At 69.4% G+C, this 15,734-nt stretch carries 9 protein-coding genes; 5 read left to right on the forward strand and 4 right to left on the reverse strand.

Going from position 1 to position 15,734, the window contains the following annotated elements; genetic code table 11:
* Positions 1-176 precede the first annotated feature (176 nt).
* On the forward strand, positions 177-923 hold the full coding sequence (locus ACIRRY_RS47555; RefSeq protein WP_200691145.1) for a response regulator transcription factor: 747 nt from the start codon (positions 177-179) through the stop codon (positions 921-923).
* Positions 924-956: 33 nt separating this feature from the next.
* Here the strand turns inward: ACIRRY_RS47555 and ACIRRY_RS47560 are convergent, their stop codons facing one another.
* Both ACIRRY_RS47560 and ACIRRY_RS47565 read right to left on the reverse strand, forming a co-directional pair.
* Positions 957-2,159 carry a winged helix-turn-helix domain-containing protein gene (locus tag ACIRRY_RS47560; protein WP_403985957.1) on the reverse strand — a complete coding sequence of 401 codons (1,203 nt, stop codon included), beginning with the start codon at positions 2,157-2,159 and terminating at the stop codon, positions 957-959.
* A gap of 58 nt (positions 2,160-2,217) precedes the next feature.
* Entirely contained in the window at positions 2,218-2,787 is a 570-nt protein-coding gene (locus ACIRRY_RS47565) for a GNAT family N-acetyltransferase (RefSeq protein ID WP_403985960.1), read from the reverse strand.
* A 267-nt stretch (positions 2,788-3,054) separates the two neighbouring features.
* Between ACIRRY_RS47565 and secA the strand changes: the two genes are divergently transcribed.
* On the forward strand, positions 3,055-5,868 hold the full coding sequence (gene secA, locus ACIRRY_RS47570) for a preprotein translocase subunit SecA (RefSeq protein WP_403985963.1): 2,814 nt from the start codon (positions 3,055-3,057) through the stop codon (positions 5,866-5,868).
* Between the two features lie 1,005 nt (positions 5,869-6,873).
* Here secA and ACIRRY_RS47575 read toward each other — a convergent pair.
* Complete coding sequence (locus tag ACIRRY_RS47575) at positions 6,874-7,587, reverse strand: Rv3235 family protein (RefSeq protein WP_403985966.1); 714 nt, start codon at positions 7,585-7,587, stop codon at positions 6,874-6,876.
* Between the two features lie 320 nt (positions 7,588-7,907).
* Between ACIRRY_RS47575 and ACIRRY_RS47580 the strand changes: the two genes are divergently transcribed.
* Both ACIRRY_RS47580 and ACIRRY_RS47585 read left to right on the forward strand, forming a co-directional pair.
* Entirely contained in the window at positions 7,908-8,423 is a 516-nt protein-coding gene (locus tag ACIRRY_RS47580; RefSeq protein WP_403985969.1) for a DUF6912 family protein, read from the forward strand.
* Between the two features lie 76 nt (positions 8,424-8,499).
* Positions 8,500-9,165 (forward strand): HAD family hydrolase, encoded by a 666-nt coding sequence (locus tag ACIRRY_RS47585; protein WP_403985972.1) that lies wholly within the window; start codon positions 8,500-8,502, stop codon positions 9,163-9,165.
* Positions 9,166-9,351: 186 nt separating this feature from the next.
* On the opposite strand, the gene ACIRRY_RS47590 is transcribed toward ACIRRY_RS47585, so the two are convergent.
* Positions 9,352-9,918 carry a DJ-1/PfpI family protein gene (locus ACIRRY_RS47590; RefSeq protein ID WP_200688651.1) on the reverse strand — a complete coding sequence of 189 codons (567 nt, stop codon included), beginning with the start codon at positions 9,916-9,918 and terminating at the stop codon, positions 9,352-9,354.
* A gap of 784 nt (positions 9,919-10,702) precedes the next feature.
* On the opposite strand from ACIRRY_RS47590, the gene ACIRRY_RS47595 reads away from it, so the two are divergent.
* Positions 10,703-15,634: an NAD-glutamate dehydrogenase gene (locus tag ACIRRY_RS47595; protein WP_403985975.1), complete on the forward strand. Its 4,932-nt coding sequence runs from the start codon at positions 10,703-10,705 to the stop codon at positions 15,632-15,634.
* Positions 15,635-15,734 lie beyond the last annotated feature (100 nt).

Here is a 15,734-nt window from a genome sequence, read left to right on the forward strand (position 1 = left end):
CCTGGAGCGCGTGTGCGCCCCCAGGGGCACCGGTGTGCGACCACTTCGCGCCCCGCTCCGTGACCGCACTGTCGTCCGGGCATGGAATCATGGCCGTACAGGCCCAACCGGTGGGCCGCTGCCTTGGGTTGGCGATGGCACAGGACCACAGGCCACAGCCTTCAGGGGGAGGAACGATGGCGGACAGCTTCGGACCGATGCATGTCGGGGATACCGACGGCGGCGTCGTCGGCATGGGCCCGGAAGCGGGCTCGACACGCAAGGAGCCGATCAGAGTCCTTGTCGTGGACGACCACGCGCTCTTCCGCCGAGGCCTGGAGATCGTGCTGGCGGCCGAGGAGGACATCCAGGTCGTCGGCGAGGCCGGCGACGGCGCGGAGGCCGTGGACAAGGCGGCGGACCTGCTGCCGGACATCGTCCTGATGGACGTACGGATGCCGAAGCGGGGCGGGATCGAGGCGTGCACCTCCATCAAGGAGGTGGCACCCAGCGCGAAGATCATCATGCTGACGATCAGCGACGAAGAGGCCGATCTCTACGACGCGATCAAGGCGGGCGCGACGGGATATCTCCTCAAGGAGATCTCGACCGACGAAGTGGCCACCGCCATTCGCGCCGTGGCCGACGGGCAGTCGCAGATCAGCCCCTCCATGGCGTCGAAACTACTCACCGAGTTCAAGTCGATGATCCAGCGCACCGACGAGCGCCGACTGGTGCCCGCGCCCCGGCTCACCGACCGTGAGCTGGAGGTTCTCAAACTCGTCGCCACCGGCATGAACAACCGCGATATCGCCAAGCAGTTGTTCATTTCCGAGAACACCGTGAAGAACCATGTGCGCAACATCCTGGAGAAGCTGCAGCTGCACTCCAGGATGGAGGCGGTGGTCTACGCGATGCGCGAGAAGATCCTCGAGATCCGCTGACCCCGATCCACTGACCCAGGGATCCGCCGACCCTCACGCCAGGAGACGGGCGAGTTCTCCGGCGAGGGGGGCGCGCAGTTCGGGGGCGTCGACCCGCTCCACGCGTACGTCCGTGCAGTCCACCCAGCTCGCGGCCTCGACCAGGGCCTGGGCCACGGACGGGACGGCCTTCACGCCGTCCAGGGTGACCTGCTTGGCCACCAGGGTGCGGCCCTCGCGCGCGGGGTCGACGCGACCGACCAGCCGGCCGCCGGCCAGCACCGGCATCGCGAAATAGCCGTAGACCCGCTTGGGCTTGGGGACGTAGGCCTCCAGGCGGTGGGTGAAGCCGAAGATGCGCTCCGTGCGGGCCCGCTCCCAGATCAGGGAGTCGAACGGGGACAGGAGTGTGGTGCGGTGGCGGCCGCGCGGGGGTGTTTCCAGGGCCGCCGGGTCGGCCCAGGCGGGCTTGCCCCAGCCCTCGACCGTGACCGGGACCAGGCCGGAGTCGGCGATCACCGCGTCGACCTGCTCGCCCTTGAGACGGTGGTAGTCGGCGATGTCCGCGCGCGTGCCGACGCCCAGGGACTGGCCCGCCAGCCGGACCAGGCGGCGAAGGCACTCCGTGTCATCCAGCTCGTCGTGCAGCAGCGACCGCGGGATCGCGCGCTCGGCGAGGTCGTACACCCGCTTCCAGCCGCGGCGCTCCACGCACACCACCTCGCCGTACATGAGCGCGCGCTCCACGGCGACCTTGGCACCGGACCAGTCCCACCACTCGCTGGTGCGCTTGGCGCCGCCCAACTCCGTGGAGGTGAGGGGGCCTTCGGCGCTGAGCTGCTTGATGACCTGGTCGTAGGTGCCGTCGGGGAGGTCGTGGTTCCAGTGCGGGCGGTCGCGGTAGGCGCGGCGGCGGAAGGCGAAGTGGGGCCACTCCTCGACGGGGAGGATGCAGGCGGCGTGGGACCAGTACTCGAAGGCGTGGGGTCGTGCCGGAGGCGCGCCAATGGATGCGGGCGTCCAGTACGCGTCCTCGACCGTCTTGCGGGGGACGGCGCCGAGGCGGGCGTACGGGATGAGTTCGTGGGAGCGGGCGAGGACCGAGATGGTGTCGAGTTGGACCGCGCCGAGATGGCGGAGCACGCCGCGCACGCTCGCGCGGCGGTCGGGGGCGCCGAGGAAACCCTGTGCGCGCAGGGCGATGCGGCGGGCGTCGGCTGCCGACAGGTCGGTCGTGGGGCGCGGGGCACTCGTCATGTCTCCGCACGATAGAGGGTGGCACTGACAATGCGGGCTGAGCTGCGGATTTCTCACGCTACGGCTGGGCGGGCAGATACGGCGCGGTCGACGGCAGGCCCAGGTCCGACGGGAGCAGGGAGCCCACCCAGCAGTCCCGTCGTACGCCCTTGTTGTTGATCGCGGAGCGGAGCGTGCCCTCGATGGTGAAACCGGCGTGCTCGGCCACCGCGCGGGAGCCCTTGTTGCCGACCTCCGCGCGCCATTCCACGCGGTCGATCGACAGCCGGGTGAAGGCCCAGCGGGAGACGGCGAGGGTGGCCTCGGTGATGTAGCCGTTGCCGCGGTGCCGCTTCGTGGCCCAGAAGCCGACCTCGCCGACGCCCAGGGAACGCATCGTGATGGCGAGCATGCCCACCAACTCCCCTTCGGGGAGAAAGACACCGAAGGTGAACATCGAACAGTTCGCCCAGCCCTCGGGGACCAGTTGCTCGGTGAAACTCCGCGCGTGCTCCGGGAGATAGGGCGAGGGGATCGTCGTCCAGCGCTGGATCTCGGGGTCCTGGGCGGCGGAATACACGACATCGGTGTCCTGCGGGCCGACGCCGCGCAGGAGAAGACGGTCGGTCGTGAGCGTGACGGGTTCCATCGACCGATTCTGCTCGGGGGCGCACAAGGACGCCATCCTTTCGCGCTGTGTGAGCGAGTGATCACATTTCGCGCAATTCCTCGGAACGACGCGGCACCATCGGCGACCCCCGGCCGTTGTCCCCTTGAAGCAGTTTTGAAGTAGTGGACGGTCGGCGTCCCCGGCAGGCTCCCGGCGTGGCGGGGTCCTCGCATACGATGGCCGTTGCTCAGCCATGTCATTGGAAACCGACTGTCCCAGGCCCGACCGGCAAGGAGACCAAGCCCCGTGTCCGTCCTCTCGAAGATCATGCGTGCAGGCGAAGGCAAGATCCTGCGCAAGCTGCACCGCATCGCGGACCAGGTCAAGTCCATCGAAGAGGACTTCGTGGACCTCTCCGACGCCGAGCTGAAGGCCCTCACCGAGGAGTACAAGCAGCGCTACGCCGATGGTGAGACCCTGGACGACCTGCTGCCCGAGGCGTTCGCCACCGTGCGCGAGGCCGCCAAGCGTGTCCTCGGCCAGCGCCACTACGACGTGCAGATGATGGGCGGCGCCGCCCTGCACCTCGGCTATGTCGCCGAGATGAAGACCGGCGAGGGCAAGACCCTGGTCGGCACTCTGCCCGCGTATCTGAACGCCCTCTCCGGAGACGGCGTCCACATCATCACGGTCAACGACTACCTGGCCGAGCGCGACTCCGAGATGATGGGCCGGATCCACAAGTTCCTGGGCCTCGAGGTCGGCTGCATCCTCGCCAACATGACCCCGGCCCAGCGCCGCGAGCAGTACGCGTGCGACATCACGTACGGCACGAACAACGAGTTCGGCTTCGACTACCTGCGCGACAACATGGCGTGGTCGCAGGACGAACTGGTGCAGCGCGGCCACAACTTCGCGATCGTCGACGAGGTCGACTCGATCCTCATCGACGAGGCCCGTACACCGCTGATCATCTCCGGCCCGGCCGACCAGGCCACCAAGTGGTACGGCGACTTCGCCAAGCTGGTCACCCGCCTGAAGAAGGGCGAGGCAGGCAACTCGCTCAAGGGCCTGGAGGAGACGGCCGACTACGACGTCGACGAGAAGAAGCGCACGGTCGCCATCCACGAGGCCGGTGTCGGCAAGGTCGAGGACTGGCTGGGCATCGACAACCTCTACGAGTCGGTGAACACCCCGCTGGTGGGCTACCTGAACAACGCCATCAAGGCCAAGGAGCTCTTCAAGAAGGACAAGGACTACGTCGTCATCGACGGCGAGGTCATGATCGTCGACGAGCACACCGGGCGTATCCTCGCCGGCCGCCGCTACAACGAGGGCATGCACCAGGCGATCGAGGCGAAGGAAGGGGTGGACATCAAGGACGAGAACCAGACCCTCGCCACGATCACCCTGCAGAACTTCTTCCGCCTCTACAGCAACCTCTCGGGCATGACCGGTACGGCGATGACCGAGGCCGCCGAGTTCCACCAGATCTACAAGCTCGGCGTCGTCCCGATCCCGACCAACCGGCCGATGGTCCGCAAGGACCAGTCCGACCTGATCTACCGCACCGAGGTCGCGAAGTTCGAGGCGGTCGTCGACGACATCGCCGAGAAGCACGAGAAGGGCCAGCCGATCCTCGTCGGTACGACGTCGGTCGAGAAGTCCGAGTACCTCTCGCAGCAGCTCGCCAAGCGCGGTATCCAGCACGAGGTGCTGAACGCGAAGCAGCACGACCGCGAGGCGCCGATCATCGCCCAGGCCGGCCGCAAGGGTGCCGTCACGGTCGCCACCAACATGGCCGGCCGCGGTACGGACATCAAGCTCGGCGGCAACCCTGACGACCTCGCCGAGGCGGAGCTGCGCCAGCAGGGCCTCGACCCCGAGGAGCACATCGAGGAGTGGGCCCACGCCCTGCCCGCCGCGCTGGAGCGGGCCGAGCAGGCGGTCAAGGACGAGTTCGAGGAGGTCAAGGACCTCGGAGGCCTCTACGTCCTCGGTACCGAGCGGCACGAGTCGCGTCGTATCGACAACCAGTTGCGCGGTCGCTCCGGCCGTCAGGGCGACCCGGGCGAGTCCCGCTTCTACCTCTCCCTGGGCGACGACCTGATGCGGCTGTTCAAGGCCCAGATGGTCGAGCGCGTGATGTCGATGGCGAACGTCCCGGACGACGTGCCGATCGAGAACAAGATGGTCACGCGCGCGATCGCGTCCGCCCAGTCGCAGGTCGAGCAGCAGAACTTCGAGACCCGCAAGAACGTCCTCAAGTACGACGAGGTCCTCAACCGTCAACGCGAGGTCATCTACGGCGAGCGGCGCCGTGTCCTGGAGGGCGAGGACCTGCAGGAGCAGGTCGTGCACTTCATGGACGACACGATCGACGCGTACATCACCGCGGAGACCGCCGAGGGCTTCCCGGAGGACTGGGACCTCGACCGGCTGTGGGGCGCGTTCAAGCAGCTCTACCCGGTGAAGGTCACCGTGGACGAGCTGGAGGAGGCGGCCGGGGACCGGGCCGGTCTGACCGCCGAGTTCATCTCCGAGTCCATCAAGGACGACATCCACGAGCAGTACAAGGATCGCGAGGAGCAGCTCGGCTCCGAGATCATGCGTGAGCTGGAGCGACGGGTCGTGCTGTCGGTCCTGGACCGCAAGTGGCGCGAGCACCTCTACGAGATGGACTACCTCCAGGAGGGCATCGGCCTGCGCGCGATGGCCCAGAAGGACCCGCTGGTCGAGTACCAGCGCGAGGGCTTCGACATGTTCACCGCCATGATGGACGGCATCAAGGAGGAGTCCGCCGGCTATCTGTTCAACCTGGAGGTCCAGGTCGAGCAGCAGGTCGAGGAAGTCCCCCTGGAGGACGACAAGCCGTCGCTCGACAAGGAGGACACGGTGCCCGCGCAGGCGAGCGCCCGTCCCGAGATCCGCGCCAAGGGGCTCGACGCCCCGCAGCGGCCGGACCGGCTGCACTTCTCCGCGCCGACCGTGGACGGCGAGGGCGGCATCGTCGAGGGTGACTTCACCAGCGACGACGAGCCGGTTCGCTCCGAGGCGGACGGCCTCACGCGCGCGGAGCGTCGCAAGCAGGGACGCCGGAGCAGCCGCCGCAAGAAGTGACGGTCGCTCCGCGGGGTTGATCGGTGTCTCGGGGTCGGCTTTGTGAGAGGTTGCTCCGTGTTGTGGGGTCGGCTCCACGTGGGGTTGTTTCGCGTCGTGGGGTCGGCTTCGTGAGGTTGCTCCGCGTTGTGGGGTCAGCCCCGGGTGGGGTTGCTCCGAGTGGGCGGGTGGTGTGCTGTGACTGGCGGCCCTGAGTGACGGGTTGAGCTTGTCGGGGCTGTTTCCCGCGCGGAGTCCCCGTGCAGAGATCTTGAAGGGCCGGGCATCGTAAAGGTGCCTGGCCCTTCGGCGTGTGTGTGGTGTGGGGGTGTGCGGGGTGCGGGTGTGGCGTGGGGGCGGGTTGTAGGGAGGCGGTGGGTGTGGTGGGTGCGTCAGGCGCGGTGGGTGGTCCCCCTGCTGGGGCCGTCGCCAGCGCCGGCTTCAGCCTTGGCTCCGGCTCCGGCTCCGGCTTCTGTCTCGGCCTCGGCTGCGGCTCCAGCGCTGGCTTCTGCTCCGGCTCAGGCGCTGGAGCCTGCCCCGGCGCTGGCCGTGGCCTCGGCTTTTGCCTCGGTCTAGGCTCCGGCTCCGGCCCGGCTCCGGTCCTGGCCTCGGCTCCAGCCCTGCGGCTTCGGCCCTGACTCTCGCTCCGGCTTGGGCCTTGGCTCTCGTTCCGGCTGGGCCCTTGGCTCCGGCTTCACCTTCGGGTCGGCTTGGGCCCTGCCTCCGGCTCCGGCGACGGCCTTGGCTCCACCTTCGGCCCCAACTTCGGCTTCTACCTTGGCTCCGGCCCTGGCGCTGGTCTCGGCTCCACTCCGGCCCCGGTCCCACTCGGCCCCGGCCCCGGTCCCACTCGGTCCCGGTCCCGGTCCCGGTCCCGGCCCTGGTCCCGGCCCCGGCCCTGGTCCAGGTCCCGGCCTCGGCCTCTACCTCTGCGTCGGCTCCAGCCCCGGCTCCGCCCCCCGGCCACCGGCAGCCCCCGTAACCCCCAGTCCGCCGGTGGCCCTCGTCAGCCTCCGTCAACCCTCCTCAGTCGTCGTCCGAGTGCGGCGTGCGAGGGCCGCCCAGTTCTACCGCCGTGCAGCGCCAGCGGAGGTCCGCGCCCCGTTCCAGGCGGAAGGCCATGGCCCGTACCTGGTCACCCGCGCCGATGCGGGCGAAGGCCTCCACGGCGCCCGGGCGGGCGACGTAGTAGCCGATGTCGCGGACCACCGGGCGGGTGCCACGGGTGGCCCGCAGGGGGCCGTGTTCGGCGAGCCGGGCCAGGTCGTCGTAGGCGCGGCCCGCGGTGTGCCGGAGCATCGAGTGGACGGGCCGCTGGCCGCTCAGCACGGCGAGGAGGCGGTCGGCGAAGAGATCCGTGGGGCGTGGCTGCGGAACCCCGCTGCGGGCGGTCTGGGCGGCCTGGGCGGGCACGGTGTGGGGTTCGGCCTGCGGTGAGGTGCTTGGTGAGGTGTGCGGCGAGGTGCGCGGCGAGGTGGGGGAAGTCGCTCGGCCTGCCATAGGCGTTGATGCCGCAGGGGTCGTGCGGTGGCTCGGCGTCGGTGTGAGAGCCGTGGGGAGAGCGGCCGCGCCCGTGCGCCTCGCCGGGGCCGCGATCGCCGGCGTCTCGGCCGCAGGTGCCGTACGGGACGTTCCCCCGCCCTGTCCGCGCGGCGAGCCCGTGCCGGGGCGGCGGGGGTCGCGGCGGGTCGGCGGGCGGGTCGGGGTGTGCTGGGCGGTCCTGGTCATGACCTTGTGCATGGGGTCCCCGTTGGGTCGGCCCGGGATGTACCGGGAAGTAACTTGCTGGTTGGGGATCTTGTACGGGGCCATGGGCACGGGTGGCAAGGACGTGGTGGGGCGGGTCGGAGGGGCTGGAATGTTCACTTATCCGAGTGTTTTGTGGACCCTGGAGCCCGTCACCGCAAGGGTGCCCAGGGTGAATTTCCGGCGTGGGGTGGACGCGTTCAGGGGTGCGGGTGGGGACTCGATAGGGGACCCGCGCACGTATCCTGAAGGCCCTCCCGGAGGCACCGCACCGTCCTCCCCGAGGCACTCTCCGACTACGAAAGCGGTCAGCCATGCGCGTCTACGTCCCCTTGACCCTCTCCGGTCTCGCCGAGGCGTACAAGACGGGTGAGCTGGGGACGGGACCCTTCGTCGCGTACGCCGTGACGCCCGCGCTGCGCGAGTGGTACCTCTCCGACGACATCGAGGAGTTGGAGTACGCGGCGCTGAACCGCGCCGCGCTGGCCTCGCTGCGGCTGCTGGCGGCCGACCCCGAAGCGCCCCGGCGCCGGGTCGTGGTCGCCGTCGACGTACCCGACGGCAGCGCGCACGCCGACCCCGACCGCGGACTGGACCCGGCGGCGCTCGGCGAGCTGCGGGTCGGCGGAACGGTGTCGCTGGCCAAGGCGGCGGCCGTGCACGTCGATCTCGGTGACGCGGAGGGAGATGTGAGCGCCGCCGCCGACGCGCTCGCGGCGGCCGAGCGCGGCGACGACGACGCGCAGTTCGTCGTGGACGGGGCCGAGGACCACGAGCTGCTCTGGTACGCGACGCAGGAGATCCCGAACCTCGTCGGGCTCGCCGATTGAGCCTGTGCGGTGCCGGAATATGCCCACTGACCTGCGATCCTCTTGATTGTCAGTGGCGGCGGGTACCGTTTTTGGCATGGGGATGCAAGGAAGCGCGCACATCGTCTGGGACTGGAACGGCACGCTGTTCCACGACAATGACGCGGTCGTCGGAGCGACGAACGCGGCGTTCGCCGAGCTGGGGCTCAAGGCGATCACGATCGAGGAGTACCGGGCGCTCTACTGCGTGCCGGTGCCGAAGTTCTACGAGCGGCTGCTGGGGCGGCTGCCCACCGACGCCGAGTGGGAGGCCATGGATGGCGTCTTCCATCGGTACTACACCGAGCACCGGATCACCTGCGGGCTGACCGAAGGCGCGGCGGACCTGCTCGCGGGGTGGCGGACAGCGGGTCGCAGTCAGTCGATCCTCAGCATGTACGGCCATGACGAACTCGTCCCGCTGGTGAGGGAGTTCGGGATAGAGCCGCACTTCATACGGGTCGACGGGCGCACCGGTCCCTCCGGCGGCAGCAAGGCCGAGCACATGGTGCGGCACCTGGGGGCGCTGACCGGAGTGGACCCCGCGCGCACCGTGGTGATCGGGGACGCGACCGACGACGCGGTGGCAGCCCTGCATGTGGGCGCGCGGGCCGTGCTCTACACCGGCGGTTCGCACAGCCGGGCCAGCCTCGAGGTCGTGGGTGTACCCGTGGTGGACTCGCTGGCGGAAGCCGTCGCGGAGGCGGAGCGGCTGGCGGCGTGAACGGGAACGTGAGCGTGACCTGCCGGCCGGTGTGACAGGGCGGGGCGCGACATCTCAAGGGACACCGTGCTCTCGGGGACACCGCGCCCTCGGGGACACCGCATCCCGGGGTCGCCATGCCCCAGGGACACCGCACCCCAAGGGACACCATGCCCAAGAGACACCGCGCCGGAGCTCACGCCCCCGTCACGTCACCGGCGCCTTCGCCCGCAGCACCGTGAGGAACTCCCGCATCCAGCCGGGGTGATCAGGCCAGGCGCGGGCGGAGACCAACGTGCCGTCGACCACCGTCTCGGCGTCCTGGAAGGTCGCGCCGGCGGACTGCATGTCGAGTTCGAGCGCCGGGTAGGCCGTGACGCGCCGGCCGCGCAGGCCGTCGATCGCGGCGGTGAGCAGGGGGCCGTGGCAAATCTGGGCCACGGGCTTGTCCGTGTCGAAGAAGGACTTGAGGATCTTGCGGAGTTCGGGATCGTTGCGGAGGTACTCGGGGGCCCGCCCGCCGGGGATGACGAGGGCCGCGTACTGGCCGGGATCGACCTCGGAGAAGGCGAGATCGGCGGGCCAGGTGTAGCCGGGCTTCTCGGTGTAGGTGTCGAAGCCGGGTTCGAAGTCATGGACGACGAACCGGAGCTGCTTGCGCTCGGGAGCCGCGATGTGGACCTCGTAGCCCTCCTCGCGCAGCCGCTGGTAGGGGTAGAGGACTTCCAGCGACTCCGCTGCGTCGCCGGTGACGATGAGGATCTTCGCTGTCATGTCGGTGCGCTCCTCTGTTGCCGTGGCATACGTCCGAGCCCGCGTCGGGCGCCGTGGGGCTCATGAGCTCAAGGCCTCAAGCACGTACGCAAGGGCCTCAAGCGCTCAAGTCGTCATGAGCAAGGCGTCTTGAGCGAGGCGTCAAGGGCAACGTGCCTCGTGCCGCGGTGCTTGCCAAGGGGCCTCGCGGCCCGGACACCGACACCACCGTCACCGACGCGGTCACCGGCACCGCCACCCACCGACACCACCGTCACCGACACGGTCACCTCCACCACCGCCACCCATCGACACCGTCCCGACTGCCCGTGAATACGACGATTTCACGCTCTGCGCCCCTGTGCATAACGTCAAAGTTCCACCCTCGGTTTGTACACATCCGGCTCGTGACGAGCCCCCGGTGAGGAGAGATAGCCTTGTGGCGTGATCAGCGCGATATTTCGCGGGGGCATCGTCGCCCCTGCTCCGCGCCCGGCGAGCACGGACGACATCCGTGACCGGGCGGCGGTCGCTGGTCCCAGGGTCTGCCCGGCAGGCCCTCGCGGGCGGGACGGAGCTCCAAGGGCTCCCAGGACGCCGTGCACACCCCGGGTACCGACGCGACAGAGAGCAGCGTCACACCTTGCGGGCGTGCCGAAAATGGCTGATAACCCACCGCTCATCTCACCTTGCGGCATAGCGTCTGAGCAGACCGGACACCCCGGGCCGTGGCGTCGAGCCGCAGGGGAAGACACCGAACTTCCTTCTACGTCACGCAACGGCGCGCGACAGGAGCCAGAGGACAATGCAGACCAAGCTGGACGAAGCAAAGGCCGAGTTGCTCGAGAGGGCTGCTCGGGTAGCTGAGAACAGCCCGGTCGGTGGGCACCTACCGACCGGGACGACGGACGGGAGCACTCCCGACCGGGACACCGTGCTCGCGTTCCTCCAGCGCTACTACCTGCACACCGCCCCGGAGGACCTCGCAGGCCGCGAACCGGTCGACGTCTTCGGCGCCGCCTTCTCCCACTACCGGCTGGCCGAGACCCGACCCCAGGGCACGGCGAACGTACGGGTGCACACCCCGACGGTCGAGGAGAACAACTGGACGTGCAGCCACACCGTCGTCGAGGTCGTCACCGACGACATGCCCTTCCTCGTCGACTCGGTGACCAACGAACTGACCCGCCAGAGCCGCGGCATCCACGTCGTCATCCACCCGCAGATCGTCGTCCGCCGCGACCTCACAGGCAAGCTCATCGAGGTGCTCACCACCCCGCCCGCCGGCGAGCTGCCGCACGACGCGCACACCGAGTCCTGGATCCACGTCCAGATCGACCGCGAGACCGACCGCGCCGACCTGAAGCAGATCACCGCCGATCTGCTGCGCGTCCTGTCCGACGTCCGTGAGGCCGTGGAGGACTGGGAGAAGATGCGGGACTCGGCCCTGCGGATGGCCGACGAGCTGCCCACCGAGCCGACCGCCTCCGACCTGCCCTCCAGCGAGGTCGAGGAGGCCCGCCAGCTGCTGCGCTGGCTGGCCGCCGACCACTTCACCTTCCTCGGCTACCGCGAGTACCAACTGCGCGAGGACGACTCCCTCGCCGCCGTCCCCGGCACCGGCCTCGGCATCCTCCGCGCCGACCCGCAGCACGCCGGCGAGGACAGCCACCCGGTGAGCCCGTCCTTCGAGCGGCTCCCGGCCGACGCCCGGGCCAAGGCCCGCGAGCACAAGCTCCTCGTCCTGACGAAGGCCAACAGCCGTTCCACGGTGCACCGTCCGTCGTATCTCGACTACGTGGGCGTGAAGAAGTTCGACGAGAACGGCGAGGTCGTCGGCGAGCGCCGCTTCCTGGGCCTGTTCTCCTCGGCCGCCTACACGGAGTCCGTCCGCCGGGTCCCGGTGATCCGGCGCACGGTCGACGAGGTGCTCGAAGGCGCCGGCTTCTCGCCCAACAGCCATGACGGGCGCGACCTGCTGCAGATCCTGGAGACGTACCCGCGCGACGAGCTGTTCCAGACCCCGGTCGACGAACTCCGCTCGATCGTCACGTCCGTGCTCTACCTCCAGGAACGCCGACGGCTGCGCCTGTACCTGCGCCAGGACGAGTACGGCCGCTACTACTCGGCCCTCGTCTACCTCCCGCGCGACCGCTACACCACGGGCGTACGCCTGCGGATCATCGACATCCTTAAAGAAGAACTCGACGGCATCAGCGTCGACTTCACGGCCTGGAACACCGAGTCGATCCTCTCCCGGCTGCACTTCGTGGTCCGCGTCCCGGTGGGCACCGAACTGCCGGAGCTGTCCGACGCCGACAAGGACCGCATCGAGACCCGCCTGGTCGAGGCCGCCCGCTCCTGGGCCGACGCCTTCGGCGACGCGCTGAACGCCGAGTGCGGCGAGGAGCGCGCGGCCGAACTCGTGCGCCGCTACGGCAACGCCTTCCCCGAGGGCTACAAGGCGGACCACTCCCCGCGCGCCGCCGTGGCCGACCTGGTCCACCTCGAACGGCTCACGGAGGAGGAGGCCTTCGAGCTCAGCCTCTACGAGCCGGTGGGCGCCGCCCCCGACGAGCGCCGCTTCAAGATCTACCGCAAGGGCGCCCCGGTCTCCCTCTCCGCCGTCCTGCCGGTCCTCAGCCGCCTCGGCGTCGAGGTCGTCGACGAGCGGCCGTACGAACTGCGCTGCTCGGACCGTACGACGGCGTGGATCTACGACTTCGGGCTGCGGATGCCCAAGTCGCAGAACGGCAACGGGGATTCCCTCGGCGAGAACGGCCGCGAGCGGTTCCAGGAGGCGTTCGCCGCGACCTGGACCGGGCAGGCGGAGAACGACGGCTTCAACGCGCTGGTGCTGAGCGCCGGGATCGACTGGCGGCAGGCGATGGTGCTGCGGGCGTACGCCAAGTACCTGCGGCAGGCCGGTTCGACCTTCAGCCAGGACTACATGGAGGACACCCTCCGCAACAACGTCCACACCACCCGGCTGCTCGTCTCCCTGTTCGAGGCGCGGATGTCGCCGGACCGGCAGCGCGCCGGGCGCGAGATCGTGGACGCCCTCCTCGAAGAGGTCGACGCGGCCCTCGACCAGGTGGCGAGCCTCGACGAGGACCGCATCCTGCGCTCCTTCCTGACCGTCATCAAGGCGACCCTGCGCACCAACTTCTTCCAGGAGGCACGTGGCGGGCACGCGCACGCGTACGTCTCGATGAAGTTCGACCCGCAGGCCATCCCCGACCTGCCCGCGCCGCGGCCGGCGTACGAGATCTGGGTGTACTCGCCGCGCGTCGAGGGCGTGCACCTGCGCTTCGGCAAGGTCGCGCGCGGCGGGCTGCGCTGGTCGGACCGGCGCGAGGACTTCCGTACGGAGATCCTCGGCCTGGTCAAGGCGCAGATGGTGAAGAACACCGTCATCGTGCCGGTCGGCGCGAAGGGCGGCTTCGTCGCCAAGCAGTTGCCGGACCCGAGCGTGGACCGGGACGCCTGGCTGGCCGAGGGCATCGCCAGCTACAAGATGTTCATCTCGGCCCTGCTCGACATCACCGACAACCTGGTGGCCGGCGAGGTCGTCCCTCCGGCGGACGTCGTCCGGCACGACGAGGACGACACCTACCTGGTGGTCGCCGCCGACAAGGGCACCGCGACGTTCTCGGACATCGCCAACGGAGTGGCCGAGAGCTACAACTTCTGGCTGGGTGACGCGTTCGCCTCCGGAGGCAGCGCGGGCTACGACCACAAGAAGATGGGCATCACCGCGCGCGGTGCCTGGGAGTCCGTCAAGCGGCACTTCCGGGAGCTGGGCGTCGACACGCAGAGCGAGGACTTCACGGTCGTCGGCGTCGGCGACATGTCCGGTGACGTGTTCGGCAACGGCATGCTGCTCAGCGAGCACATCCGCCTGGTCGCCGCCTTCGACCACCGGCACATCTTCCTCGACCCGACCCCGGACGCGGCCGTCTCGTACGCCGAGCGGCGCCGCATGTTCGAGCTGCCGCGCTCCAGTTGGGCGGACTACGACACCGCGCTGCTGTCGTCCGGCGGCGGGATCTTCCCCCGCACGGCCAAGGCGATCCCGGTCAACGCCCACGTGCGCGAGGCCCTCGGCATCGAGGACAAGGTCGCCAAGATGACACCGGCCGACCTGATGAAGGCGATCCTCAAGTCACGGGTCGACCTGCTGTGGAACGGCGGCATCGGGACGTACGTCAAGGCGAGCACCGAGTCGCACGCGGACGTCGGCGACAAGGCCAACGACGCCATCCGTGTCGACGGCGCCGACCTGCGCGTCAAGGTCGTCGGCGAGGGCGGCAACCTGGGTCTGACCCAGCTCGGCCGGATCGAGTTCGCCCAGCAGGGCGGCAAGATCAACACGGACGCGATCGACAACAGCGCGGGAGTGGACACCTCCGACCACGAGGTGAACATCAAGATCCTGCTCAACGGCCTGGTCACCGACGGCGACATGACCGTCAAGCAGCGCAACAAGATCCTCGCCGAGATGACCGACGAGGTCGGCACCCTCGTCCTGCGCAACAACTACGCGCAGAACACCGCGATCGCCAACGCGCTCGCCCAGTCCAAGGACATGCTCCACGCCCAGCAGCGCTTCCTGCGCACGCTGGTCCGCGAGGGCCACCTCGACCGGGCGCTGGAGTTCCTGCCCACCGACCGCCAGATCCGCGAACGCCTCGCCCAGGGACAGGGGTTGACCAGTCCCGAGACGGCCGTCCTGCTGGCGTACACGAAGATCACGGTCGCCGACGAACTGCTGCACACCACGCTCCCCGACGACCCCTACCTGCGCACGCTGCTGCACGCCTACTTCCCGACCGCGCTGCGCGAGAAGTTCGCCGAGCAGATCGACACCCACGCGCTGCACCGCGAGATCGTCACCACGGTCCTCGTCAACGACACGGTCAACACCGGCGGTACGAGCTTCCTGCACCGCCTCCGCGAGGAGACCGGGGCCTCCCTGGAGGAGATCGTCCGGGCGCAGACCGCGGCCCGCGCGATCTTCGACGCGGCCGAGGTGTGGGACGGCGTGGAGGCCCTCGACAACTCCGTCGAGGCACCCGTCCAGACCCGCATCCGCCTGCACTCGCGCCGTCTGTGCGAGCGCGGCACCCGCTGGCTGCTCAACAACCGGCCGCAGCCGCTCCAACTCGCCGAGACCGTCGAGTTCTTCGGCGAGCGCGTCGAGCAAGTCTGGTCCCAGCTCCCCAAGTTGCTGCGCGGCGCGGACCTGGAGTGGTACCAGCAGATCTACGACGAGCTGACCGGCGCAGGCGTCCCCGCCGAACTCGCCACCCGCGTGGCCGGGTTCTCGTCCGCCTTCCCGGCGCTCGACATCGTCTCGGTGGCCGACCGCACGGGCAAGGACCCGATGGACGTCGCCGAGGTCTACTACGACCTCGCCGACCGCCTCCACATCACCCAACTCATGGACCGCATCATCGAGTTGCCCCGCGCGGACCGCTGGCAGTCGATGGCCCGCGCCTCCATCCGCGAGGACCTCTACGCGGCGCACGCGGCCCTGACGGCCGACATCCTCTCGGCGGGCAACGGCAGTTCGACCCCCGAGCAGCGCTTCGTGACCTGGCAGGAGAAGAACACGGCGCTCCTGGGCCGGGCCCGCACGACCCTGGACGAGATCCAGGGCTCGGAGACGTTCGACCTCGCCAACCTGTCGGTGGCGATGCGGACGATGAGGACGCTGCTGCGCACGCACTCGTAGTTCCTACGACGACTGGGCGCCCCGGGCCGCAATGGCTCGGGGCGCCCTTTCATGGAGTGCCTTAGGGGTAATCAGGGGGAGTGCTTACTCTGTCCCGCTA

Source organism: Streptomyces sp. NPDC101776 (assembly GCF_044766845.1).
Classification (GTDB): Bacteria; Actinomycetota; Actinomycetes; order Streptomycetales; family Streptomycetaceae; genus Streptomyces.

Coding starts and splice junctions, on each gene's coding strand:
- ACIRRY_RS47555 (WP_200691145.1), top strand. CDS start 177: ATGGCGGACAGCTTCGGACCGATGCATGTCGGGGATACCGACGGCGGC.
- ACIRRY_RS47560 (WP_403985957.1), bottom strand. CDS start 2,159: ATGACGAGTGCCCCGCGCCCCACGACCGACCTGTCGGCAGCCGACGCC.
- ACIRRY_RS47565 (WP_403985960.1), bottom strand. CDS start 2,787: ATGGAACCCGTCACGCTCACGACCGACCGTCTTCTCCTGCGCGGCGTC.
- ACIRRY_RS47575 (WP_403985966.1), bottom strand. CDS start 7,587: ATGCACAAGGTCATGACCAGGACCGCCCAGCACACCCCGACCCGCCCG.
- ACIRRY_RS47580 (WP_403985969.1), top strand. CDS start 7,908: ATGCGCGTCTACGTCCCCTTGACCCTCTCCGGTCTCGCCGAGGCGTAC.
- ACIRRY_RS47585 (WP_403985972.1), top strand. CDS start 8,500: ATGGGGATGCAAGGAAGCGCGCACATCGTCTGGGACTGGAACGGCACG.
- ACIRRY_RS47590 (WP_200688651.1), bottom strand. CDS start 9,918: ATGACAGCGAAGATCCTCATCGTCACCGGCGACGCAGCGGAGTCGCTG.
- ACIRRY_RS47595 (WP_403985975.1), top strand. CDS start 10,703: ATGCAGACCAAGCTGGACGAAGCAAAGGCCGAGTTGCTCGAGAGGGCT.